The organism is Flavobacterium aquatile LMG 4008 = ATCC 11947 (assembly GCF_000757385.1).
Lineage (GTDB): Bacteria > Bacteroidota > Bacteroidia > Flavobacteriales > Flavobacteriaceae > Flavobacterium > Flavobacterium aquatile.
In genome coordinates this window covers 76,935-102,795 of the sequence record NZ_JRHH01000003.1, presented here as the reverse complement: position 1 = coordinate 102,795, position 25,861 = coordinate 76,935, and the positions used below count along the sequence as shown (strand labels likewise).

Below are 25,861 nucleotides of genomic sequence, written 5' to 3'. Positions count from 1 at the left end.
AATTTTAAAACCGTCAAGAAATTTGACGGTTTTTTTTATACATTGGCTTCAGAAAAAAAATAATAAAATGAATATTCTAAAACACACTTTTATACTAGCCAATATTTTAATTACTAGCTCTATTTACTCTCAATCTAAATCAATAACTCAAGAAGTAGTTACTTCTAAATTATCTGAATATTATAAATTGGAAAGAGAGAATATCCATTTACACTTAAATAAAAACAACTACTTAACAACAGAAAGCATTTGGTTTAAAGGATACATTATTGAAAAAAAGTCTAAATTACCTTTTTCAACATCGTCAAATATATATGTAAGTTTACTAGACAATAATGGAACTATAATTGAAACAAAACTTCACTTTTCAGAGAACAGTACCTTTGAAGGACTAATAAAACTTAATCCTTCAATAAAAACTGGCAAATATTATATTCATACTTACACAAATTTCATGAATAATTTTAGTGAAGATGAGTCATCCTTATTCGAAATAAACATTATCAATCCAATAGAGAAAAAAATAATAGAAAATAAAAAGATAAACTTAGAAAATATTGAAATGTCATTTTATCCTGAGAGCGGAGTATTTCTTGAAGGAATAATCAATATAATTGGCGTTAAAATTTCTGATTGTAATGGAAACGGAATTTCACTAAAAGATATTGAGATAATTAATTCTAAAGAAAAATCAATAACATTTTTCTCAACTGACGCTAATGGCTATGGGAAAATATCATTAAATCCAGAAAAAAACGAAACATATAAAGCCATTATAAAAACCAAAGAACTTAATATTGAAAAAATACTTCCTAATCATCAATCTCAAGGTGTTGTTCTTTCTGTAAATAATTTTGCTATGAAAGATAAAACGCTAATTAGCTTAAATACAAACCCAAATACAAAAAATGAATCATATTCAATAGTGATAAACCAAAATGAAAATGTTTCATTAAGCACATTTTCATTTAAAGAAGATGAATATCAAAAAAATATTTCTTTAGGAAACGATCAATTTTTAGAAGGATTAAACACTGTAACTATTACAAATTCAAATGGTAAAAAAATTGGTGAAAGAATTATCTATAATCCGCCAAAAAATTTAGATAAACTTGAAATAGTATCTCATTACATTAAAAATGATTCAATAATAGTTACAGCAAAATCTCCTATTTTATCTGGAAGTTTAAGCATCTCTATACTTCCTGATCATGAAAATCACAATATAGAAAAGTCTATCTATAATTCTTTAATTTTCGACAATCAAATAAACAACTCTATTAAAAATATAAATTATTACATTAATAATTTTTCTAAATCAAAACATTTTGAGCTTGATAATGTACTAATTACACAAACTAATAAATATGATTTAGAAAAGACCTTAACAAATGAAGATCCAATAAAAAAATTTGAATTTGATAATGGCCTCACAATAAAAGGCACTATAAACGATTTCATATACAATGAAAAAAGTGAAAATTTTATAACAATGAACTCACTTCTTTATGGCATTAATGAACAAGTAAAAGTCAATAATAAAAACGAATTCATCTTCGAAAATATTGTAGCAATAGATTCTACGTCTATATATTTCACATTATTAAATAGCAAAGGAGAAGAAAAATTACTTAATATGTTTAGCACAATTACAAATAATAATAGGAAATTTTACAAAAAAATCAATATAAAAAGCTCAAACTGTTTTGATAATTTAATAGAAGTTAACGATTTTATTTTTCCGAAAATTAAAAACGCCTATATTCTGGAAGAAGTAAGTATAGAAAACAAAAAAAAACCAGAGAAATTTTCAGATAAACCTAATATAAATAATTCTTACAGCCGAGGATTTAAAATAAATGACGAGTTGGTTGGCACCTTTAGAGATGTTTTATCATTTATTAGAGCACACGGTTATAACGTTTCAGAAGTTGGAGCAGAAGTTTATATTTCTAAAAACTCAAGAAACAGTTTTAGTGAAAATAATAGCCCAACAGTTTTTTATGATGGATTTCCTATAGAGTCAAACAATTTCTTAAAAGATATGCGACTTGATGAAATAGATGAAATTTACATTAATAAATCAGGTTTTGGAGGCGGAATTGATGCTTCAAATGGAGTAATTAAAATATTCTCTAAACCAATTACATCAAAAGCAGGAAAAGCAAAATTAAAGGCGAAAATGTTTACAGTTAAAGATGGATTTCAACCTTATAAAAGTTTTACAAACCCTAACTACAGTAATTATCATGATGATAGTTTCAAAAAATTCGGGACAATTCACTGGATTCCAAATATAAACACAGATGTAAATGGAAATTTTAAATTTTCAATACCTAATTTGTATCAAAAAACAATTAAAATAGTAATTGAAGGCATTTCTAGTGATGGTAAATTACTTTCAGAGATTAAAACCATTTCAATTCCGTAAGCAAGAAATTATATCACAAAAAATCCGCTTAATCTATAATGATAAAGCGGATTTTTTATTTTGATTCAATAATTATGCTTTCTTTTTAAGCAATTTCATTAAGACTGGGATAGTTGTAACCAATACGATTCCAATAACGATAAACTCTATATAGTGTGTTAAATCAATATTGAATTGTGAAAGGAATAATTTATGCAAATAATGTCCGGCAAATATCATTACGTACGACCAAAGAATGGAGCCTAAAATATTATAAAACATAAATTTCTTTTTGTCCATAGCTACAATTCCTGCAATTACTGGCGCAAAAGTTCTAAATATTGGTAAGAAACGCGCAAAAACAACTGCTTTACCACCATACTTTTCAAAGAAATCTTTAGATTGAAACAAATATTTCTTTTTAAAGAAAAAACTATCTTCTCTTTTGTACAAATAAGTTCCGCTTTTTGAACCAAACCAATAGCCTAACATGTTTCCTAAAATTCCCATAACAGAAATTGAAGCTGCTAAAAACGTAACGTTTAAAAAATCACTTCCCGTAGAAAATTCCTTCATTAATGCTTCGCTGTAAATTCCGCAAAGAAAAAGTAAGCTATCACCAGGAAGAAAAAATCCGGCTAATAATCCAGTTTCAGCAAAAACTATAAACAAAACTACGTACAGTCCAATTTTAATTCCGCCAAGCTCTAATAATATGTAAAATTCTGGGTTTAGAAGTTGTTTCCAATCAAATTGATCCATAAAAAAGTTTGTTTGTTTGAGAGCGTGAAAGTAAATATAATTATGCTTTTATACTATTAATTTTTTGTTATTTTCTTTCATACTGACAACAGCCATGCAATTTGTTATAATCTTCATCTGTAGCTTTCACTATATCAGAATCATGACCAGCTTTTGCAATAGCATTTTTGACATCCAATGAAGAACATTTTTCCTCATTGATAATCAAATGCAGCGTTTTATCATCAATATGATAATCAGCACTTTTCACTCCTTTTACAGAAAATGCCGCTTTTTCAATTCGCTTTTTACACATTTCGCAATTGCCATTTACTTCTATATCAAGTTTGGCATTTTTATTTTTTTTCTCTTGAGCTTGAGTTGAAAGTGTTACAAACAGTAACATCATTCCGAAAATTATATTTTTCATTATCTAATTTTTTATTAACTTTTAATATCTATTTTATTTTAAATCGCAATCCTGCATAATACATTTGACCAAAAACTGGAGCATATACTATTGAGGTATCAAAAGACGTACCGAAAGGATCATTTGCTCCTAAAATCGCTTTGTCTTGACGATAATTTCCAATGTTTTCGCCTCCAATGTACATTTCGAATGTGCTTGAAAATGTTCTTGTAATTTGCGCATTCATAACCGAAAATGAAGGAGAATAATCTGGCAATCGATTTTCTGGAGCATTTGAAGCTGTGTAAGGTAATTGTTGTTTCCCTAACCAATTTAATGTAAAGTCAAACTTCCATTGTTGCCCTTTCTCTTTAATATGTGTTTCATATTCCAAATTACCAAAAAGACGATGTTTTGCTTGCAAAGGTCTTTGAAAACTTCCCGACAAATAATCGGTAGAAATGTCATAATATTTGTAAGCCGTTCTTAAATTAAAATGCTTCACGATTTCATAATTAAAATCGATTTGCAAACTATTGGCATACGAATCACCTCGTAAATTATAAAACAAAACTTCTTGAGGACTTTGCATCACATCTACGACAGCTTGATTTTGAAAATCAGTTCTGTAAAAATCTAACGTTACATCGGCACTTTTTCCGAAGAGGATGAAATTTTGAGTGAAACTGATTCCGTAATTCCAAGCAATTTCTGGATCTAATCCGTAGATTTTCCCATTAGAATCTAATACAGAAAACACTCTTGAACTAGCAAAAAGCTGTTGATTTTCTGCATAAATATTAGCGGCTCTTTTTCCTCTTCCAGCAGAAAAACGAAACACCGATTTTTCCCATGGATTGTATCGAACATGCAATCTTGGTGTGAAAAATGCTCCTAACCTATTGTGATAATCAACTCTTCCTCCTAAAATGTAACTAAATTTATCGGTATCATCATAAGTATATTCGAAAAATGCTCCAACAGAATTATCAATTCTACTTACATCAACCAAGTTTACAAATTCGGCATATTTGTCGTAAGTAAAATTTAAACCTGTAGAAAATTTGTGCATTGTATTGCTAATAATCGAATTAAAAATTAGGTTCGAATAATAACTTTGCTGCTTGATATTGTATTGATTCAAACCAAAATAAGATTCTTGTTTGTGGTTGCTAAATGCATTCTGAAATCCGATACTTTGATAGGGCATGTCTTTAAAAACATATCCCACTTTTGAACTAAAATCAAATCGATCGGTTACAATTTCAGAACCCCAATAATTAGTTGTGAGTTTGTCTCTATCTGGATTAAAATCTAATTCTCCAGTTTGTTTTTCATCTAGCATATATCTAGCATTCAAGAACGTAACCCAACCTGTTTCTGGATTAGAATATTGCCATCTGTTAGCGATATTTAATTGTTTTCCTAATGGATTATCTAGAAAACCATCATCATTCATGTCATTTTTAGCCACGCGAGCATTTCCGTGCACGAACAAACTTGTTGCCCATTTGTCGGATACTTTTTTATTAAAATGGGTGTTCAATTCAAATCGGCTATCGGTTGAACCATAAGCGTTTAAAAAGAACGGAATATCTGATGCTGGCTTTATTAATTCGGTGTTTATTTGTCCCGAAATGCTTTCAAATCCATTTACAACGCTTCCGGCTCCTTTTGTAATTTGGATGCTTTCTACCCAAGTTCCTGGTGTAAATGATAATCCATAGGCTTGAGATGCGCCACGAACCGACGGAATATTTTCCTCAGTAATCATTAAATACGGGCTTGTTAAACCTAACATTTTTATCTGTTTGGTTCCAGTCAAAGCATCTGAGAAATTGACATCTATTGATGGATTGGTTTCAAAACTTTCGGCCAAGTTGCAGCAAGCAGCTTTGAGTAATTCTTTGCTAGATACTAGAGTTGTATTAGCTGTTTTTGTGAGTGATTTTTTTATTCCTTTTTGCTTTCCAGTGACTTTTACATCTTCTAATTTCTCTTGAGAAAATATACTTGTAAACGTCAAAAGCATTGAGAAAACTAGTGCTTTTTTCATTAAATAAGTGTTTTAATATTCTTAATTGTTTTAAATTAAAGGAATATTAAAATTATCCGAAAAGTGTAAATTGACAGTAGAGTTTATAAAAAGGTGGCGAATTGGCATCGCAATAATATTCAACAGATTGAATATTTAATGGAGTTGCATCAGATGAAAATGAAATTGCTTTCCATTCATTGATAAAATAAACCGAATCTAAATCGAATGAAATTGATTTTACTACAATTTTTTCGGCTTTATTTTTAAGATTTACTTCTTTATCTGAACAACATTTTTTGTGCGAAGTTTCCTTTTTGGCACAACATTTTTTTTCTTCTTTTACTGGAACGACACAAACTTCTTCATTTGAAAAAACAGAAGAAACTGCGGCAATTTTATCGCCACAATAATGCACATTAAAAGCCAATCCCGAATTGGAAACCAATAGGAAAAAGGCGATAACTAAACTTATGTGCTTTTTAAATTGCATAGTGCAAATATACTATTAAAGGATTTACAAAATTCATAATAAATTGTTATTTCATTCTTTTTTGATAATAAAATGCTGGAATGAATAACATTACAAATATCGGCTGAATGATAAATCTTCTAATATAGAATAAAATCATTTTGGCTTCTGGCCCAAAAAACTTGAGGACAAAAAAGAAACTTATCATCAAAATACTACCAAAAACTATGTACAGCAACATAGAAAATTTTACAATTTTGGTGTCTTTAAAAAGCATATAAATCAATGCTAGAGAAATCATTGAATTAATGTAAAATCGAAATCCATAACTGAAAAATAGCTTTAAAATACTGATGTTAGGATAAGGCGAATTTGCAAATTCATTTTTAAAATAAACTAAAAATGGATCGTAAAACAAGTTAGATTCAAAAACTCGAATAGCAATTAAAAGCAGAATTAAAAATAGAGTTATCCCGGTTCTAGTTTTGTCTTTTAGAAGATTTTTTAGCATAAGATGAAAATTTATTAACCCAAATAATCCATAAAATAAAAACAACTCCATATATAAACAGCGGAAAAATAACGCCGTGAAGTAAGTCTTGATATTGAGGATAATGAAACATTGAAACGCCTAAAAGTGTGATTCTAATAATATTAAAAATATGAATCACTATGCATCCAAATAAAATAAAAAGTACAGTTTGCTTGAATTTTCCTGAAAATGAAAATATAAAACTTACAAATAAAATCATTACACTCAGGGAATTACAACCTTCAACTATTCTTGAAACCCACTTTTCTCTATAAAATAAATTCACGCTTGGCTCTGTAAGATTTGGTTCAATATGAGTTCTTGAATCAAACACTGAAATCAACTGACTTGTTTGGTTCGCAACGATTTGCGTGAATCCATCAACTTCAAATTTTTCTTGATCAAATTCACTTAAATAGCTGTAATATGCAAAAGTCAAAACCAGGTAAGCCCCTAAAAATTTAGCTAAAAAAAGTAAAAATGGTTTATATTCTTTAAAATATTCTTTCAATTGTTTTTTTTAACAAATTTATATAAAAAGTAAAGACACACAATAATTACTTTTGCATAAAAATTAAATTTATGAGTTTTGAAAGTCTAAAACCATCTGTTATTTCGATTCTTTCTGATACTGTTTCGAGAGACGAAAAATTAAAAAATCTATGTCAATTTTTATCCGATTCTGTTGATTACTACAATTGGGTTGGATTTTATTTTGCAAATCACGATACTAAAACATTACATCTTGGTCCATACGTGGGTGCCGAGACGGATCATATTGTTATTCCATTTGGAAAAGGAATTTGTGGTCAAGTGGCAGTTTCAAATCAGAATTTTGTAGTACCTGATGTTGCTGCTCAAGACAATTATATAGCATGTAGCTTTACAGTAAAATCTGAAATTGTAGTTCCGCTTTTTGTAAACAATGTAAATATTGGTCAAATTGATATTGATAGTCATGTTCTGGATCCTTTCACAGAAAAAGACGAAACGTTTCTAGAATTTGTAAATCTTGAAGTTGCCAAATTGTTCTAATAAAAAAATCCGTTCACTAAAAATGAACGGATTTTAAATATAAACAAACTAAACCTAAACCTCTAAAATACTGTTTTCAGCATTTGCAAATTCGTTCCAACGGAAACTATCTGCTTCTGGATCATTAACATAATCACCATCAACTAAATATCTGAATTCGAAAGTGTTGTCTTTTGGTAATTCAAATGTTGCTTTGAAAGTTCCATTTTTTAATTTTGATAATTCACCTTCTGCTGGATTCCAACTGTTAAAATCACCAATAACTGCAGCTGTATTTGCTTCTTTAGCTTCTAAAGAAAAAGTAACTTTACAAACTGGTTTTGTTTTTATAAATTGTTTCTTGATTGCCATAACTATTTCATTTATAGATTAATGACGCAAAGTAAAGCAATAATAATTTACATTTTACAAGCTATCACAGAATTATTATTTTAATAATATTTATCCCAATTTCTACTTAAATTCTTAATATATAGCTTGTTAAATTTTATTTTTCAAATAGGAAAACGTTTTCTTAATGTGCTATACTGAAATTGCTATTTTGTTTTTTAAATAAATTTTATACCTTTAAGAACAAATTTCAACGTTATGGATACTGAACAAATAGAAATGTATGAATATGCTCGAAAGAGAATTAAACAAAAAAAAGGGCTTTATACTCATTTTGTAGTATTCTTTCTAGCTAGTATTTTTCTGTTCATTGCAAATAAATGGATGAATATCGGAGAGCCAAATAATTGGTACATTTGGGCGATTACCATTTGGTTGTTTATTTTCATACTTCATTTTATTAAAGTATTTATTACCGATAGTTTCATGAATAAAAAATGGGAGCTCGAGCAAATAAACAGACTCATGACCATGCAAGAAAAAAAAATTGAGCAATTGAAAAACGAAATAGAGAATAAAAAATAATGATAACTTTAATCGCAGCCGCAGCCGAAAACAACGCATTAGGAAAAAACAACGATCTTATTTGGCATTTACCAGATGACTTTAAAAGATTTAAAGCCATAACTTCGGGACATTATATTATCATGGGCCGTAAAACATTTGAAAGTTTTCCAAAACCATTGCCTAATAGAACTCATGTTATAATTACACGACAAAAAAACTATAATCCCGAAAATTGTATTGTTGTAAATAGCTTAGAAAAAGCCATCGAAATTTGTCCGAAAGACGAAGATGTATTTGTAATTGGAGGTGGCGAAATATACCAACAATCTATTGCTATTGCTGATAAAATTGAACTTACACGCGTTCATTCTACGTTTGAAGCCGATACCTTTTTTCCAGAAATTGATACTGCAATTTGGGAATTAGCACAAGAAGAATTTCACGCAAAAGACGAAAAACACCTCTTTGATTTTTCATTTCAAACCTATCTAAAAAAGTAAACACTTTATTGTGATAGTTTTAGAAATTGTTATTGCTAATTGATTTTTATTATTTGTACTTTTGCACCATAAAAAAATGCAAGTAAAATGGCTAAAAGCGTAACTCCATATAAAGATTCTAATTTAGGCAAAAAAGAACAAGTTGCTCAAATGTTTGACAACATTTCGGGAAATTATGATGGTTTAAACCGCGTAATATCTTTTGGAATTGATGTTAAATGGCGCAAAAAAGTACTTAAATTAGTCGCAGCCAAAAATCCTGAAAACATTCTTGATATTGCTACTGGAACCGGAGATTTAGCTATTTTAATGACCAAGACCAATGCTAAAAACATTATTGGTTTAGACATCTCTGCAGGTATGCTAGAAGTTGGGAAAAAGAAAATTGCAGAAAAAAAATTAGATCATATTATTGATATGGTTATCGGCGACAGCGAAAATATGCCATTTCCTGACAACCATTTTGATGCCATTACAGTTTCATTTGGAATAAGAAATTTTGAAAATCTTGAAAAAGGTCTTGCAGAAATTCTACGTGTTTTAAAACCTAACGGAATTTTCGTGATTCTTGAAACTTCCAATCCAGTAAAAACTCCTTACAAACAAGGCTATAATTTTTATACTAAAAATATTTTACCTATCATTGGAAAACTTTTCTCAAAAGACAATGTTGCCTACGGATATTTATCAGAATCGGCAGCAGTTTTTCCTTTTGGCGAGGAGTTAAACAATATTTTACGAAAAATTGGGTTTATAGATGTTGAAGCAATGCCACAAACATTTGGTGTAGCAACAATTTATTCGGCATCAAAAAAATAAAACTGAAGTATTTCAGCACAAGTATGAGAAAGCATTTTTATATTTTACTACTAGTATTAGTTTCACTACAAAGTCAGGCGCAATCCAAAGGACTTTTTAGCAGCGATCCAATTATAAACTTAGAAAACTGGGATAAACAACGCGTTTATTGGGGTTATTTTTTAGGATTCAATATGTACGATTTTAAAATTGATTACAAAAACACACCCGATGTTGACATTTTAGTTGATGGCGTAACCGGTTTTAATGTAGGATTAATTGGTGATTTACGCCTTCATGAATACATCAATTTAAGATTTGAGCCAGGTTTATACTACACTCAAAGAAATTTAAATTACTCTGGTTTTACAGATGAAAATGACGCTTTAAGAGAAGTAAAATCAACTTACATTCATTTCCCTTTATTGCTTAAATTTTCATCAGAACGTACAGGAAATATTCGCCCTTTCTTAGTTGGAGGAGTTTCGGCAACACTAAATTTGTCTAGTAATTCTAAAACTAAAGATGACAATTTACAAGAACGTTTTAGAGTAAAACCATGGACAAAAAACTATGAAGTTGGTTTTGGAATTGATTTATACCTAGAATATTTTAAATTCTCTCCGTCGATTCGTGGTGTTTTTGGATTTAATGACGAGTTAATTAGAGACAACGATCCGAATAGCCCTTGGACTGGAAATATAGATGCCCTAAAAACAAGAGCCATCTTTATAAACTTCACCTTTCAATAGATTTTATTGCAATCTTTTAAATTCGCTTAAAAAAATTGCTGTAGCTGTTGCCACATTTAAACTTTCGGTTTTTTGCAAATCACCAAATCTTGGAATTGCTAATCTTTGAGTTATCAAATTTTCGATTTCTTTTGAAATTCCGTTGGCTTCGTTTCCTAGAACTAGAATTCCATTTTGTGGAAGTTGTTCTTTGTAAACATTTTTTCCATCCATAAAAGTTCCGAAAATTTCTTGTTTAGAATTCGATAAATATTCGACCAAATTCGTGTAAACAACATTCACTCTAGAAACAGAACCCATTGTTGCCTGAACCACTTTGGGATTGTAAATATCTACAGAATTATTAGAACATATAATTTGCTTTACACCAAACCAATCACACAATCTAATAATAGTTCCCAAATTTCCTGGATCTCGAACCTCATCAAGCGCAACAACTAAACCATCAAGAAGTATTTTTTTATCGCTTGGAATTTTAAATAAAGCCAAACAATTATTAGGCGTTGACAAACAACTAATTTTTTTCAAATCCGATTCAGAAATCAACGTTTTTTTATCAGAAGAAACAGATTCAAATAAATTTTCAGTAACAAATAAATGTTCTAGCATAAAATTTGATACGAGTAATTCTTGAATTACCTTTACACCTTCGGCAAGGAATAATTGATGCGTTTGTCGATACTTTTTTTGTTGTAAACTTGTAATTAGTTTTATTTGGTTTTTACTAACCATAAAAAAATGTACTTTTGAATTAAATTATGCTCCGTTTGAAAAATTTCAATACAAAAATATCACTATTTATTTTAATAACCCTCATTATTGTTGGTTGTAATACTACGAAACGAGTTCCTAACAACAAGAGATTGTTAATGGATAACGAAATTTATGTAGATGATAAAAAGAATAAAGACGATGAAGTAAGCAGTCAACTGTATCAAAAACCAAATAGTTCTATTTTAGGATATCGACTTAGATTGAATTTATACAATCTTGCAAAACAAAATACTGATTCATTATACAAAGATAAATTTCTTAAAAATCCAGCTAAATATAATCGAAAAGCGAAATGGCTATCGAAAAAACAAGTAAATCGATTGGGACAATCTTTTTGGAATAAAGGAATTCATGAATTTCTAAAAAAAACAGGTGAATCACCAGTTTTATTAGATACCAATAGCACTAAAAAATCAATAAAACGATTAAATTCATACTACTTCAACAATGGTTTTTTTGATGTAAAAACCGATTTTACAACTGACACTTCTAAGACCAAAAAAGTAGTTTTAAAATACAAAATCAATAAAGGAAGCGGTTACAAATTAGACAGTTTGAAAACCGATATCGCTACTTTGGCGTTGGATTCTTTATACAAATTAAGAAAAGACAATTCGTTTATTAAATCTGGAAATCAATATAAAACATCTGATATTGATAACGAAAGAAATAGAATTACAACCGATTTTAGAAACAATGGTGTTTATTTTTTCCAACAGAATTATATCAATTTTGATTTAGACACTATTCAAACGAATAAAAAAGTAAATCTAAAACTAAATATTGAAAATCAGAATATTAGAGAAGGTGACACTTCTGCTACACAAGATTTTAAAATTTACAAAATAAATAAGGTTAATATTTTTACCGACCATCAAACTAATAAAAATGAGATTAAAGTTAATGATAGTGTTACTTATAACGGATTTAATTTTTATAGTGAGAAAAAATTAAAATACAAACCTAAATCAATTACAAGCGCTATTTTTATCGCTCCTGGAACTACTTATTCTGATTTTAGAACTTCTTTAACCTCTAAATATTTGAGTAATCTTAGGGTTTTTAATTATCCATCAATACAATATTCTGTTGACCCTAAAGACGTGAACGGATTAATTGCCAATGTGTTTTTAATACCTAGAAAAAAATATACTTTTGGTGCTTCTGTAGATTTTACCCACTCTAATATTCAAGACTTTGGGATTTCGGGAAATACATCACTCGGAATTAGAAACGTTTTTAATGGTGCAGAAACCTTTGAAATTGCTTTTAGAGGAAATGTAGGTGCATCTCGAGATTTATCAAATCCTAACAACAATTTCTTCAATATTTCTGAAATTGGAGTTGACTCTAAACTTAATTTCCCTAGAATTTTATTCCCTTTAAATACGGATAAAATCATCCCAAAAACAATGATTCCTTCAACAACACTGAGTGTAGGTTTTGCCAAACAAAGAAACATTGGACTTGACAAACAAAATTTCACAAGTGCATTATCTTATAATTGGACACCAAAAAGAAATACTACAATAAGATTTGACTTGTTTAATGTACAGTTTGTAAAAAATATTAATGTGGGTAATTACTTTAATGTTTATCGAACTTCGTACGATCGATTGAATGAAATTGCTGCTATTTATAACACAAATTCAGAAAATGTTGATTTAGATGGAAATTTAACTCAAGAAGGAACATTAAATTTTATTGTAGATGTACTAACCGAAAATACAGACATACTGCCAGAAGATGACGAATACAAAACTGTACTTAGTATCTCTGAACGATATGTTAGATTAATTGAAGACAACTTAATTTTTGCATCCAGTATTAGTTTTTCAAAAACATCTAAAAGAGATATACAAGACAATAATTTTTATGTTTTTAAGACAAAAATTGAATCAGCTGGAAATGTACTTTCATTAATTTCGAATGCATCTAAGGAAATAATAAATCAAAACGGAGCCAACACTATATTTGATGTAGAATATTCTCAATACATCAAAACCGAATTTGAATATATAAAACATTGGGATTTAAGAAGAAAAAAGGTATTTGCAATAAGAAGTTTTTTCGGAATTGCAATTCCATATGGAAATTCTAATAGTATTCCGTTTTCACGAAGTTATTTTGCTGGTGGAACCAACGACATTCGCGCTTGGCAACCTTATAGTTTGGGTCCAGGCAGTAGCGGTGGAATATTTGACTTTAATGAAGCAAATATGAAAATTAGTTTTAATGCCGAGTTTAGATTTAATATTTTCGGAAAATTAAACGGAGCATTATTTGCAGACGCAGGAAATATTTGGAATGTACTTGATAATGTTGAAGATGAAGCTTATCAATTCAATGGACTAAAATCTTTAGAAACAATAGCATTGGGAACTGGATTTGGATTTAGATATGATTTTGGATTATTTGTTGTAAGAGGTGATTTAGGATTTAAAACCTACAATCCAGCAAAAAATATTAACAATAGATGGTTTAAAGAACTCAATTTATCAGAGTTGGTATTAAATATTGGTATAAATTATCCGTTCTAATTTTAGAAATTATTACTTTTGTAAACTTAACTAAAAATACAACTACAAGATGTCACATAATATTAAACCCGGAGTTGCAACAGGAGATGAAGTTCAAGCAATTTTTGCTTATGCAAAAGAAAAAGGCTTTGCACTTCCTGCAGTAAACGTAACCGGATCAAATACAATAAATGGAGTTTTAGAAACTGCTGCTAAATTAAATGCTCCAGTTATCATTCAGTTTTCTAATGGTGGCGCACAATTTAATGCTGGGAAAGGTCTATCTAATGCTGGAGAAAAATCGGCTATTGCAGGTGGAATCGCTGGTGCAAAACACATCCATACTTTAGCAGAAGCTTATGGTGCAACTGTAATTTTACATACTGACCATTGTGCTAAAAAATTATTACCTTGGATTGATGGTTTATTAGACGCGTCTGAGAAACATTTTGCAGAAACTGGAAAACCATTGTTTTCATCTCACATGATTGACTTATCGGAAGAACCAATCGAAGAAAATATTGAGATTTGTAAAACGTATTTAGCTCGAATGAGTAAAATGGGAATGACATTAGAAATAGAACTTGGAATTACTGGTGGTGAAGAAGATGGCGTTGACAATTCTGATGTTGATAGTTCAAAATTATACACACAACCAGAAGAAGTAGCTTATGCTTATGAGGAACTTTCTAAAATTTCTCCACGATTTACAATCGCAGCAGCTTTTGGAAATGTTCATGGAGTTTACAAACCAGGAAATGTAAAATTAACTCCAAAAATCTTAAAAAATTCCCAAGATTATGTTCAAAATAAATTCAACACGGGTCACAATCCAGTTGATTTTGTTTTCCACGGTGGATCGGGTTCTACTTTAGAAGAAATAAGAGAAGGAATTTCTTATGGTGTCGTAAAAATGAATATTGATACCGACTTACAATTTGCATTCACAGAAGGAATTCGTGATTATGTGGTTAACAATATTGATTACCTAAAAACTCAAATTGGAAATCCAGAAGGACCAGAATCTCCAAATAAAAAATATTATGATCCAAGAAAATGGGTTCGTGAAGGAGAAGTTACTTTCAATACAAGATTAGAGCAAGCGTTTGCTGATTTAAATAACGTTAACACTTTATAAGCAGGAAGAATGAAGTGTGAAGCAGGAAGTTTTCTTCCATCTTCCAACTTCCAACTTCCAACCAAAATTTAAAATTATGGCTTGGTTTAAAAGAACAGAAAAAGGAATTCAAACACCTACAGAGGATAAAAAAGATGTTCCAAAAGGACTTTGGTATAAATCGCCTACAGGGAAAATTATTGATGCCGATGAATTAGAAAGAAATCTATGGGTAAGTCCAGAAGATGATTTTCACGTTAGAATTGGCAGTAAAGAATATTTCGAAATTTTATTCGATAATAATGAATTCAAGGAATTAGATGCCAAAATGACTTCTAAAGATCCATTAGGATTTGTGGATACTAAAAAATACTCTGAACGATTAAAAGATGTAATGGACAAAACCAAGTTGAAAGATGCGGTTAGAACTGGAGTTGGAAAATCTAAAGGAAATGAATTGGTAGTTTGCTGTATGGATTTTGCCTTTATTGGTGGATCAATGGGTGCTGTTGTTGGAGAAAAAATTGCACGTGGTATTGATTATTCTATAAAAAACAAAGTGCCATTTGTAATGATTTCAAAATCGGGTGGCGCTCGTATGATGGAAGCGGCTTATTCATTAATGCAATTAGCTAAAACCTCAGCAAAATTAGCGCAGTTAGCCGATGCTAAAATTCCGTACATTTCATTATGTACTGATCCAACGACTGGCGGAACTACAGCTTCTTACGCCATGCTAGGTGATATTAATATCGCTGAACCGGGCGCATTAATTGGCTTTGCAGGACCAAGAGTTGTGCGTGATACAACAGGAAAAGATTTACCAGAAGGATTTCAAACTTCAGAATTTTTATTAGAGCACGGATTCTTAGATTTTATTTCACATCGAAAAGAGTTGAAAAACAAAATCAATTTGTATATCGATTTGATTTTGAATCAAGAAATTAGATAAATTAAAAATCCCGTTAGCAAAACACTAACGGGATTTTAATTTTATAAGTAAATCGTTTTAAAAAGCATATTTCAATCCTCCATAAAAGTTTCTTCCTGGCGCATTAATTCCCGATGCAAAAACTCGGTATTGCGTGTCTAAAATATTTTCAACTCCTGCAAATAGTGTTGCTCCTTTATAAACTTCAAAACCTGATTTAAAGTTATACGTTTCCCAAGCTGGCATTCCACCAATTGGAGCATACTGCTGATTGTCCTCGCCACTTGTCGAATAGTCTTTACTAGGTTTTTTTCCGTTGTATAATAAGTAGGCTTCAAGATTTAACCAAGATTTAGAATACATAAAACCAATTTTACCAAAATAAGGCGAAATATGATCTAGTGGTGATTGTTCTCCGTTTTCAACAATTCTTCCTAAATTATAATTGAAATTGGCGCTAAAATTTAATGCCCTCAAAATTTGGGCGTTGAAACTTGTTGACAATCCTGTAATAAATGCTTTTCCTTTATTTTGATTGGCAAAAACTTGGCTTGGCGTTCCATCATAATCAATAACACTTTGTCCGTTGTATAGAAATTCATCGGTTACAATTGCATCATATAATCTGGTGTAGAAATAAGTATTTTCAAATTTAATTTTTTTAGAATTAGATTGAATTACGATTCCAAAATCGGCCGTTAAGGTTTTTTCTGGTTTTAGATTTTCGTTTGGAACAATGATTGTTCCTTGTACCGATTCAAATATTTTAGCCAAATCATCAATATTTGGAACTCTAAATCCACTAGATAAATTGGCTTTTATGGCAAAGTTTTCTGATGTATTGTGAATAATTCCAAACGTACCACTGTACGTGAAATTACCTTGTGAAATATTTGAAAATGGTAATTGAAAAAAAGTATCGTCATTGATTGTACTTTTCAAAGTGGTATAACCTACTCTAGCACCGATATTCCAAAGTGTTTTTTCAGAAATTTTTTCGTCATATGAAACATACAAATCATTTCTAAACATATTGTTATCACCGTTTGGATATCGCGTACTGATATCGCTTCGTTCACCAGTATTTATATTATTCGAATAAGCAAAAGAATTTAGTGTTTCATAATAGGATTCAAATCCGTAGAATAATTCACCTTTTGTGAACTTCTTTTTTAAATCTATGGAAACCGAATACATGTTTACGCTTTCTTCTCTATTTTGCAACACATAATTACCAAATCTTCTATTGTGACGACTTTCCTCAGCATTTTGAAAAGCTATATTTACTTTTAAATCGCTCTCTAAAAAAGCTTTTTGTTTTGATACGGAATATATTCCTAAAATACGTTGTTGTGGTCCATAATACCATTCGGCATGAGTTAAACCTGTAGAGGAATTTGTTTCTGTTAATCTATCATATCTTGGAATGTCAGTAGTTGTTGAAAATTGTAAATTTAATCCGTGTTCAAATCCTGATGCGGTTTTATAAGCAAATTTCTGTAAAAAATTATACTGTTTATATGCAGAATTCTTTTGGACGTATTTATCATCATTTTCCAATACTTGATCTACACCATTTATTGTCGCTACATAAAATGGCCTTTCACCAAAGAAGTCACCATTATGATTTTTACGTTTACCCATTTTTAAATCTCCAAAATCATTAAAAGATACTGAAGTTAAAGACGTAAAATTTTCGGCTGCATAATTTATATTTAGTGAAACAGACTTCTCCTCATTTGCAGAACTATAACGTGTATTGACATTTCCAGAAAACTTATTTTTTGCTTCGTTTAAAAATTTTGCTCTTTTAGTTGTCATAGCAACAGTTCCGCCCAGAGCATCACTTCCAAAAAGTGTTGAAGTTGGACCATAGAAAATTCCAACATTATCAAGCATGCTTTCGTCGACAGTAATTACATTTTGAAGATGACCAGTTCTAAAAATTAAATTATTCATTCTAATTCCGTCCACAAGTAATAAAACTCTACTGGCTTCAAATCCTCTAATGGCTGGACTTCCGCCACCTTGCTGTGACTTTTGAACAAATAAAGAACCCGAATTAGATAATACTTCTGCAGTGCTTTGAAAATTTTGAAAATCAATTTGTTTATCGGTGATAGTTTTCACCTGATTAGGTAATAGCGTTAGATTTGTAGGTACTTTATTGGATATAATAACTTCATCAAGTTTTGTGCTTTTTACTGAATCTTTTTGAGTTTGAGAAAATCCAATAAATGATGATAATAAGAGTAAAAAGGTAGTAGTTTTATTCATTTTTGAGTTAATAGTTCCATTTTTACTTCTCTTTTTAACCAAAATTTATGTCGAAACAAGACAAAAGCAACAACAATGGCGATTAAAATAATATAGTAAAAAAGCGATTATTGTTTTTTATAAATGCTTTAGATTTTTTTTCAAAGATAGAAAAAAGCATCAATTTACATTCCGCTTCGAATTGCTTCAACAGGATCTAATTTTGATGCAGAAATTGCAGGTAAAATTCCAGATATTAATCCGATAACAATCGCTAATGAAGTTCCTAAAACTACGTTCCCAATACCAAGTACAAATTCAAAATCTAAGGCGCTAGTTAAAGCTATGGAAATTAACCACACTAATAATAGCCCAATAAATCCGCCAATTACGCAAAGAATTACAGCTTCAAATAAGAATTGAAAAAGAATAAATCTATTTTTGGCTCCAAGCGATTTTTGAATTCCAATTAAGTTCGTTCGTTCTTTAACGGATACAAACATAATATTGGCTATACCAAAGCCTCCAACTAGAAGTGAAAACCCAGCAATAACCCAACCCATAATATTCATTTGAGTAATAATTGCATCAATTTGATCGGTTGCACCTTTTAAAACATTCACGAAAAAGTTATCAATTTCTCCAGCTTTCAATCCTCTTTTAATTCTTAATTTCTGAGTCAGTTCGCCTTTGATATCTTCTAATTCCACACTTTCTTGTGGTCTTATGATGATAATTGGTGTAAACTGATCATTGTTGTCACCAAACATTGCTCTAACTTTATTTATAGGAACGTAAACCGTATTATCTGGATTGGAACCAAAGTTAATCATACGCTCACCCACTTTTTTTAGAACTCCAATAACTATAAATTTCTGACCATAAAGTCGAACTTCTTTATCGATAGGGTTTTGATTTTCGAATAAAACATCGGCAATTTCACTACCAAGAATTACACAATTCTTTCCAGAATTAGACTCTTGCTCATTGAAAAATCTACCTTCGGCAAAATCTAATTTTTCAATTTCAATAAACTCATAAGTACATGGTTTAATGCTCACCGAACTTGCTACTTTATCATCATGTTTTATATTTTCTCTATTGGTAAAAAACTGATAACAAACAGCTTCTACTCCGCTAACATTGTTTTTTATGTAATTGTATTCATCAAAATTAACATCCGGAAATTGATCTATTTTCCAATCAGGAATATCACTTGGACCAAAACAGTATTTGAATAAAAAAATAGATTTATTGTCTAATCCACTGATATCTGATTTTATTTTTCTGTCTAAAGAATCGACAGCAGCCAAAACGGCAATAATAGAAAATATACCAATGGTCACACCAAGCAACGAAAGTAGTGTTCTTAATTTATTGTTTCGCAAAGCGTTCATTGCAAAACCGAAACTTTCTTTTAATAATCGGAGGTAGACAAGCATGTTTTTGATTTATTTTCTATGGTCAAATTTAAGATATTAGTAAATAAAAAAGTAAAATTGTTACAGAAATAAAAGACAAATATTAAATAACCCTGACTGTAGTGGAAATCTTTTTATTGTTTCCTTAAAAAACAATAAAAAATTGCAACGAAAGGCAGGAAAATGGACTACAAAAAAGCCTACTGATTCGTTTCTAAAAAAAAAATAAAAATAGCCTGTAAATTCCTTTATAAACTAAGAAAAATTCCGATTTAAAAAACTACTTTTGCGTGCTTAATAACACAACACAATGAGCACAACAAAAACTATTAAATCGGCGTTGATTTCTGTCTTTTCTAAAGATGGATTGGAGCCGATTGTTCGTAAACTACACGAGCAAAACGTAACTTTTTATTCGACTGGCGGAACTGAAGAATTTATTAAAAATTTAGGTATTCCTGTTGTTCCTGTTGAAGACGTTACATCATTTCCAGAAATTCTTGGTGGAAGAGTAAAAACATTGCACCCAAAAATATTTGGCGGAATTTTAAACCGTCAAGAAAATGAATCGGATGTTGCTCAAATGGAGGAATTTGATATTCCACAAATTGATTTGGTAATTGTTGATTTATATCCATTTGAAAAAACAGTTGCAAGTGGCGCAAGTGAAGCTGATATTATTGAGAAAATTGATATTGGTGGCATTTCGTTAATAAGAGCTGCGGCTAAGAATTTTAAAGATACTGTAATTGTTCCATCTGTTGCAGAATATAGTTTGTTTTTAGACATGATTATGGTTGGAAACGGAGCTACAACATTGGAGCAAAGAAAATTATTGGCTACAAAAGCTTTTCATACTTCATCTAATTACGACAGTGCAATTTTCAATTATTTTAATACTGATGAAACTATTTTAAAGATAAGTGTTGATGAATGTCAAGTACTTCGTTATGGCGAAAATCCACATCAAAAAGGATTTTTCTTTGGCGAATTTGATAAAATTTTCACAAAACTTCATGGCAAAGAATTATCATATAATAATTTGCTAGATGTTGATGCTGCTGTAAATTTGATTTTAGAATTTAAAAATGACGCTCCAACTTTTGCAATATTAAAACACAACAATGCTTGCGGAATTGCAACAAGAAATTCTATGAAAGAAGCTTATCTTGATGCATTAGCAGGTGATCCAACATCGGCATTTGGTGGTGTTTTAATTGCTAATGGCAAAATTGATGTTGCTACAGCAAATGAAATAAACTCACTTTTTTGTGAAGTGGTAATTGCTCCAAGTTATGATGAAGAAGCAGTAACCATTTTACAAGAAAAGAAAAACCGAATTATATTAGTAATAAATGATGTACCTTTACCTGAAAGACAAGTACGAACTTGCCTTAACGGAATATTAGTTCAAGATAGAAACACTATTACAGACAATAAAGAAGGACTAAAAAACGTTACTATTAAAGAACCAACTAGTCAAGAAATTAACGACTTGATTTTTGCCTCTAAAATTTGTAAAAACACCAAATCAAACACAATCGTCTTAGCAAAAAATGGACAATTAATCGCAGCTGGAACAGGTCAAACCTCTCGAGTTGATGCATTAAAACAAGCTATTGAAAAAGCCAATTCATTTAATTTTGATTTAAACGGAGCGGTAATGGCAAGTGATGCTTTTTTCCCTTTTCCTGATTGTGTTGAGATTGCAAAGAATGCAGGAATCACAGCAGTTATTCAACCTGGAGGTTCTATAAAAGACGAATTGAGTATTAACTATTGCAACGAAAACAACGTGGCAATGGTATTTACTGGAACACGTCATTTTAAACATTAATTTTATTATTTTTGTACGCTAAATATTTTATAACAAACTAATACCCTTTTATTAAGTATGGGATTTTTTGATTTCATGACCGAGGATATAGCAATTGACCTTGGTACCGCTAATACACTAATTATTCACAACGACAAAGTTGTAATAGATAGCCCATCTATTGTTGCAAGAGATAGAGTCACCGGAAAAATCATCGCAGTTGGTAAAGAAGCCAGCATGATGCAAGGTAAAACACATGAAAACATTAAAACCATACGACCATTAAAAGATGGTGTAATTGCCGATTTTGATGCGTCTGAAAAGATGATTAGCATGTTTATAAAAAGTATTCCTGCTTTAAAGAAAAAAATGTTTACGCCAGCGTTGCGAATGGTAGTTTGTATTCCATCTGGAATTACAGAAGTAGAAATGCGTGCCGTAAAAGAAAGTTGTGAACGTGTAAACGGAAAAGAAGTTTACTTAATTCACGAACCAATGGCAGCAGCGATTGGTATTGGTATTGACATCATGCAACCTAAAGGAAACATGATTGTAGATATCGGTGGTGGAACAACAGAAATTGCCGTTATTGCTCTTGGCGGTATTGTTTGCGACAAATCGGTGAAAATTGCTGGTGACGTTTTCACTAATGACATCATTTATTACATGAGAACACAACACAATTTATTTGTTGGAGAAACTACAGCAGAAAAAATTAAAATTCAAGTAGGTTCAGCTACAGATCAATTAGAAACGCCTCCAGATGATATGTCTGTTCAAGGTCGAGATTTACTTACAGGTAAACCAAAACAAGTAGAAGTTTCTTTTAGAGAAATTGCTAAAGCGTTAGACAAATCTATTCAACGTATTGAAGATGCGGTAATGGAAACATTATCTCAAACTCCTCCAGAATTAGCAGCAGATATTTACAATACCGGAATTTATTTAGCTGGTGGTGGATCAATGCTTCGCGGATTAGACAAACGTATTTCATTAAAAACAGATTTACCAGTTTACATTGCCGAAGATCCGTTGAAAGCCGTAGTAAGAGGAACTGGAATGGCGTTGAAAAACATACCAAAGTTTAGAAGCATTCTTATAAAATAGTGTTTGATTACAAATACTGAACACTAATCACTGAATACTGACCACTGAATACCTTAAAAGATGCAGCAAATATTTAATTTTATATTTAAAAACAGCTATCGTATGCTGTTTTTGCTGCTTATGGGTATAGCGCTTTCGCTCACAATTCAATCCCATTCATTTCATAAAAGTAAAGTTATTAGTTCGGCCAATTTTTTATCTGGTGGCGTTTACGAAAAGATGAATAATGTTGAAGAATATTTTAATTTGAAAATTCAAAATGACGAATTGGCAAAAGAAAATGCACGTCTAAAAAGTATCATTTTCAATGTAAAAGATTCTACTAAAATTCAATTTGATACTGTTGCAGGAAATAGTAAAGTGAGTTTAATAACTGCAAAAGTGATTAAGAATTCTTATAATGTGCACGAAAATTATCTTACTCTAAATAGAGGTTCCAAAGAAGGAATTAAACAAGATATGGGCGTAATTAATAGTCTTGGAATAGTTGGTGTAATAGAAAATACTTCTACAAATTACTCAACTGTATTAAGTATTCTAAATGTAAAATCTCCTATAAATGCTAAGATTAAAAAATCAAATCATATTGGTTCTTTAACTTGGAACGGAAAAAATACTGGATTTGTGCAATTGGTTGATGTACCAAGATTGTCATCGGCAAGAAAAGGCGACACTATTGTAACTGGTGGACAATCAACAATTTTTCCAGAAAATATAAATATTGGAACTATTGATAAAGTGTACATCGATAACGAAACAAATTATTACACATTAGACATCAGATTATTTAATGACATGACAAGTTTAGGCTATGTTTATGTTGTTAAAAATAAAGATACACCAGAAATTATTGAACTTGAAAAAATAACAAAGAAAGATGAATAGCGCTATATTATACAATATCGCCCGATTTATATTGTTGTTAACGGCTCAAGTCACTATTTTCAACAATATCAACTTTTTGGGTTATATTAATCCGTTTCCATACATACTTTTTATAATCTTATATCCAGTAAACGGAAACAAATCGGGTTTATTATTAGGTAGTTTTTTATTAGGACTAACAATGGATTTATTCATGAACTCTGGCGGAGTTCATGCAGCTTCTTGTTTAGTCCTGGCTTACTTTAGACCATCAATATTTAAATTCTCCTTCGGATTAAGCTATGAATATCAAACCGTTAGACTAAACGATGTATTAACACCAGAACGCTTTTCATTTATTTTTCTATCCGTTGTTTTACATCACGTTGTTATGTTTATCCTCGAAATATTTACATTCGAATATTTTTGGAGCATTATTTTACGTACACTTGTAAGTACAATTTTCACAATTATAATAAGCATTTTAATTATTTATTTAATTAAGCCCAACAACAAACGATGAGAAAGGTTCTTCTTCCGGCATTGGTTATCATAACAGCATCATTGTTATTGATACGTCTTTTTTATTTACAAGTAATTGACGATTCTTTTAAATTACAGTCAGATAATAATGCTATAAAGATAAACTACACCTATCCTGAGCGTGGTTATATTTACGATAGAACAGGTAAACTTCTAGTTGCCAATCAGCCATCTTATGACATTATGGTGATTCCTCGTGATGTAAAAAAATTAGATACAGTTCAATTTTGTAAACTATTAAACATCACAAAAGAAGATTTTATTAAAAAAATAGCTAAAGCTAGAGTATATAGTCCGTTACTTCCATCGGTTTTTTTATCCCAACTGAACAAAGTAGAATATGCAGGTTTTCAAGAAAAACTGCGACGTTTTGAAGGCTTTTACATTCAAAAACGTTCGCTTCGCGATTATCAAGTAAATTATGGCGCCAATGTTTTTGGATTTATCACACAAGTAAACGAAAAAACCATTGAAAAAAATCCTTATTACAAAGGCGGCGATTTAATTGGTAAACAAGGCGTTGAAGAAAGCTATGAAGATATTTTGCGCGGTCAAAAAGGTGTAAAATACATACTTAGAGATAAATTTAACAGAGAGATTGGTTCTTATAAAAGCGGAAAATATGATACCATTTCTAAACAAGGACAAGACGTAACATTAACTATTGATGCCGAATTACAAAAGTATGGCGAAGAATTAATGATTAATAAACGTGGTGGAATCGTAGCTATCGAACCAAATACAGGAGAAATTTTAGCACTTGTTACGGCTCCATCATATGATCCATCAATATTAGTTGGCCGTCAAAGATCAGCAAATTATACAAAATTATACAAAGATTCTATAGCTAAACCTTTATACGACAGAGGATTACTAGCAGAATATCCTCCAGGATCACCATTTAAAATATTAACCGGTTTAATATCGTTACAAGAAGGCGTAATAAATGACAGTATCGGGTTTAATTGCCGTCACGGATTTAGTTATGCTCGAGGTCGATTTATGAGATGCCACTGTTCTGGCGGAAGAGTACAACTTCATAGAGCAATTTATCAATCTTGTAACACCTATTTTTCTAGCGCTTATATTAAATTAATTAACAAATATCAAGATCACGGTTATGCTGTAGATGTTTGGGCTAAACACTTAAAATCTTTTGGACTAGGAGATTTTATGGGATATGATTTACCAACGGGAAGAAAAGGAAAAATACCAACATCAAAATTATATAATAAAACCTATGCTGGTTGGAAATGGGACGGAAAAACAATTGTCTCTAACGCAATTGGTCAAGGTGAAGTTTTAATGACACCTATTCAATTAGCCAATTTTATGGCAACAATTGCAAATAGAGGTTATTTTTACACGCCCCATATTATTAAAAAAATAGAAGGAACAACAATAGACAAACGTTTTACAACAAAACACACTACCACAATAGACAGAAAATATTTTGACCCAATTGTGAGTGGAATGTTCGACGTTTATAATCGTGGAACAGCAGCTGGACTTGGTGCTGTTGGAATAGAAATGTGTGGAAAAACGGGAACTGCCGAAAACTTTGCTAAAATAAACGGAAAAAGAGTTAAGCTTCAAGACCACTCTATTTTTGTAGCTTTTGCACCAAAAGATAATCCTAAAATTGCAATTGCAGTATTTGTTGAAAACGGATATTGGGGTGCGCGTTGGGCTGGACCAATTACAACTTTAATGATTGAAAAATATCTAAATAATAAAATCACACGAATTGATTTCGAAAAAAGAATGTTAACAGGAAGTCTAAAATCACAATACGATAAATTACTACCTCAAAAACAACAAGACAGTATTTTTAGAAAAAGAGACAGTATAGAATTTGCTAAAAAAAGAATAGATTCTATAGCAAAACAAAAAAAAGCAACCATTAAAAAAGATAGTACTAAAACCAATTAA

At 30.6% G+C, this 25,861-nt stretch carries 24 protein-coding genes; 14 read left to right on the top strand and 10 right to left on the bottom strand.

Annotated features, from left to right (window positions below; genetic code table 11):
• The first annotated feature begins 67 nt into the window (after positions 1 to 67).
• Positions 68 to 2,431, top strand: a complete 2,364-nt coding sequence (locus tag LG45_RS06305) for a hypothetical protein (RefSeq protein WP_035125546.1) — start codon at positions 68 to 70, stop codon at positions 2,429 to 2,431.
• 72 nt (positions 2,432 to 2,503) lie between these two features.
• On the opposite strand, the gene LG45_RS06300 is transcribed toward LG45_RS06305, so the two are convergent.
• The 6 genes from LG45_RS06300 to xrtF form a co-directional block, all read right to left on the bottom strand.
• Positions 2,504 to 3,172, bottom strand: a complete 669-nt coding sequence (locus tag LG45_RS06300) for a DedA family protein (protein WP_035125545.1) — start codon at positions 3,170 to 3,172, stop codon at positions 2,504 to 2,506.
• 67 nt (positions 3,173 to 3,239) lie between these two features.
• Positions 3,240 to 3,581: a heavy-metal-associated domain-containing protein gene (locus LG45_RS06295; protein ID WP_035125544.1), complete on the bottom strand. Its 342-nt coding sequence runs from the start codon at positions 3,579 to 3,581 to the stop codon at positions 3,240 to 3,242.
• Between the two features lie 28 nt (positions 3,582 to 3,609).
• A complete protein-coding gene (locus LG45_RS06290) occupies positions 3,610 to 5,616 on the bottom strand; it encodes a TonB-dependent receptor plug domain-containing protein (protein WP_035125543.1) in 2,007 nt (668 codons plus the stop codon).
• A gap of 52 nt (positions 5,617 to 5,668) precedes the next feature.
• Positions 5,669 to 6,088 (bottom strand): HYC_CC_PP family protein, encoded by a 420-nt coding sequence (locus tag LG45_RS06285; RefSeq protein ID WP_035125542.1) that lies wholly within the window; start codon positions 6,086 to 6,088, stop codon positions 5,669 to 5,671.
• A 46-nt stretch (positions 6,089 to 6,134) separates the two neighbouring features.
• The gene (locus tag LG45_RS06280; RefSeq protein ID WP_035125541.1) at positions 6,135 to 6,578 is read right to left on the bottom strand and encodes an exosortase F system-associated membrane protein; all 444 of its coding nucleotides are present in this window, start codon (positions 6,576 to 6,578) and stop codon (positions 6,135 to 6,137) included.
• Positions 6,547 to 7,110 (bottom strand): exosortase family protein XrtF, encoded by a 564-nt coding sequence (gene xrtF / locus LG45_RS06275; RefSeq protein ID WP_035125540.1) that lies wholly within the window; start codon positions 7,108 to 7,110, stop codon positions 6,547 to 6,549. The genes LG45_RS06280 and xrtF overlap by 32 nt, the downstream gene beginning before the upstream one ends.
• A 71-nt stretch (positions 7,111 to 7,181) precedes the next feature.
• Between xrtF and LG45_RS06270 the strand changes: the two genes are divergently transcribed.
• The gene (locus LG45_RS06270; RefSeq protein ID WP_035125539.1) at positions 7,182 to 7,634 is read left to right on the top strand and encodes a GAF domain-containing protein; all 453 of its coding nucleotides are present in this window, start codon (positions 7,182 to 7,184) and stop codon (positions 7,632 to 7,634) included.
• Between the two features lie 54 nt (positions 7,635 to 7,688).
• On the opposite strand, the gene LG45_RS06265 is transcribed toward LG45_RS06270, so the two are convergent.
• The gene (locus LG45_RS06265; RefSeq protein ID WP_035125538.1) at positions 7,689 to 7,985 is read right to left on the bottom strand and encodes an isoamylase early set domain-containing protein; all 297 of its coding nucleotides are present in this window, start codon (positions 7,983 to 7,985) and stop codon (positions 7,689 to 7,691) included.
• A gap of 237 nt (positions 7,986 to 8,222) precedes the next feature.
• Here LG45_RS06265 and LG45_RS06260 point away from each other — a divergent pair, with 237 nt between their 5' ends.
• The 4 genes from LG45_RS06260 (at position 8,223) to porT (ending at position 10,581) form a co-directional block, all read left to right on the top strand.
• Positions 8,223 to 8,549 (top strand): 2TM domain-containing protein, encoded by a 327-nt coding sequence (locus LG45_RS06260; RefSeq protein ID WP_035125537.1) that lies wholly within the window; start codon positions 8,223 to 8,225, stop codon positions 8,547 to 8,549.
• Positions 8,549 to 9,031, top strand: coding sequence for a dihydrofolate reductase (locus LG45_RS06255; protein WP_035125536.1), 483 nt, complete (start codon positions 8,549 to 8,551; stop codon positions 9,029 to 9,031). Before LG45_RS06260 ends, LG45_RS06255 begins: the two co-directional genes overlap by 1 nt.
• A gap of 87 nt (positions 9,032 to 9,118) precedes the next feature.
• On the top strand, positions 9,119 to 9,850 hold the full coding sequence (gene ubiE, locus LG45_RS06250) for a bifunctional demethylmenaquinone methyltransferase/2-methoxy-6-polyprenyl-1,4-benzoquinol methylase UbiE (protein ID WP_035125535.1): 732 nt from the start codon (positions 9,119 to 9,121) through the stop codon (positions 9,848 to 9,850).
• Positions 9,851 to 9,873: 23 nt separating this feature from the next.
• Entirely contained in the window at positions 9,874 to 10,581 is a 708-nt protein-coding gene (porT, locus tag LG45_RS06245) for a type IX secretion/gliding motility protein PorT/SprT (RefSeq protein ID WP_035125534.1), read from the top strand.
• Positions 10,582 to 10,584: 3 nt separating this feature from the next.
• Here porT and LG45_RS06240 read toward each other — a convergent pair whose 3' ends face one another.
• Entirely contained in the window at positions 10,585 to 11,313 is a 729-nt protein-coding gene (locus tag LG45_RS06240) for a TrmH family RNA methyltransferase (RefSeq protein ID WP_035125533.1), read from the bottom strand.
• Positions 11,314 to 11,339: 26 nt separating this feature from the next.
• Between LG45_RS06240 and tamL the strand changes: the two genes are divergently transcribed.
• The 3 genes from tamL to accD all read left to right on the top strand — a co-directional run bounded on the left by tamL (position 11,340) and on the right by accD (position 15,943).
• Positions 11,340 to 13,895, top strand: a complete 2,556-nt coding sequence (gene tamL, locus LG45_RS06235) for a translocation and assembly module lipoprotein TamL (RefSeq protein ID WP_444979496.1) — start codon at positions 11,340 to 11,342, stop codon at positions 13,893 to 13,895.
• Positions 13,896 to 13,944: 49 nt separating this feature from the next.
• A complete protein-coding gene (fbaA, locus tag LG45_RS06230; protein ID WP_035125532.1) occupies positions 13,945 to 15,012 on the top strand; it encodes a class II fructose-bisphosphate aldolase in 1,068 nt (355 codons plus the stop codon).
• 76 nt (positions 15,013 to 15,088) lie between these two features.
• Positions 15,089 to 15,943, top strand: coding sequence for an acetyl-CoA carboxylase, carboxyltransferase subunit beta (gene accD, locus LG45_RS06225; protein ID WP_035125531.1), 855 nt, complete (start codon positions 15,089 to 15,091; stop codon positions 15,941 to 15,943).
• 57 nt (positions 15,944 to 16,000) lie between these two features.
• Here accD and LG45_RS06220 read toward each other — a convergent pair whose 3' ends face one another.
• The gene (locus tag LG45_RS06220) at positions 16,001 to 18,199 is read right to left on the bottom strand and encodes a TonB-dependent receptor plug domain-containing protein (protein ID WP_131494641.1); all 2,199 of its coding nucleotides are present in this window, start codon (positions 18,197 to 18,199) and stop codon (positions 16,001 to 16,003) included.
• Positions 18,200 to 18,363: 164 nt separating this feature from the next.
• Entirely contained in the window at positions 18,364 to 19,620 is a 1,257-nt protein-coding gene (locus tag LG45_RS06215; RefSeq protein WP_035125530.1) for an ABC transporter permease, read from the bottom strand.
• Positions 19,621 to 19,909: 289 nt separating this feature from the next.
• Between LG45_RS06215 and purH the strand changes: the two genes are divergently transcribed.
• The 5 genes from purH to mrdA are packed head-to-tail and all read left to right on the top strand — an operon-like array spanning position 19,910 to position 25,861.
• The gene (gene purH, locus LG45_RS06210) at positions 19,910 to 21,436 is read left to right on the top strand and encodes a bifunctional phosphoribosylaminoimidazolecarboxamide formyltransferase/IMP cyclohydrolase (RefSeq protein WP_035125529.1); all 1,527 of its coding nucleotides are present in this window, start codon (positions 19,910 to 19,912) and stop codon (positions 21,434 to 21,436) included.
• Between the two features lie 57 nt (positions 21,437 to 21,493).
• The gene (locus LG45_RS06205; RefSeq protein WP_035125527.1) at positions 21,494 to 22,522 is read left to right on the top strand and encodes a rod shape-determining protein; all 1,029 of its coding nucleotides are present in this window, start codon (positions 21,494 to 21,496) and stop codon (positions 22,520 to 22,522) included.
• A 60-nt stretch (positions 22,523 to 22,582) separates the two neighbouring features.
• On the top strand, positions 22,583 to 23,407 hold the full coding sequence (mreC, locus tag LG45_RS06200; RefSeq protein ID WP_035125526.1) for a rod shape-determining protein MreC: 825 nt from the start codon (positions 22,583 to 22,585) through the stop codon (positions 23,405 to 23,407).
• Positions 23,400 to 23,909 carry a hypothetical protein gene (locus LG45_RS06195; RefSeq protein WP_035125525.1) on the top strand — a complete coding sequence of 170 codons (510 nt, stop codon included), beginning with the start codon at positions 23,400 to 23,402 and terminating at the stop codon, positions 23,907 to 23,909. The genes mreC and LG45_RS06195 overlap by 8 nt, the downstream gene beginning before the upstream one ends.
• A complete protein-coding gene (mrdA, locus tag LG45_RS06190; protein WP_035125524.1) occupies positions 23,906 to 25,861 on the top strand; it encodes a penicillin-binding protein 2 in 1,956 nt (651 codons plus the stop codon). Before LG45_RS06195 ends, mrdA begins: the two co-directional genes overlap by 4 nt.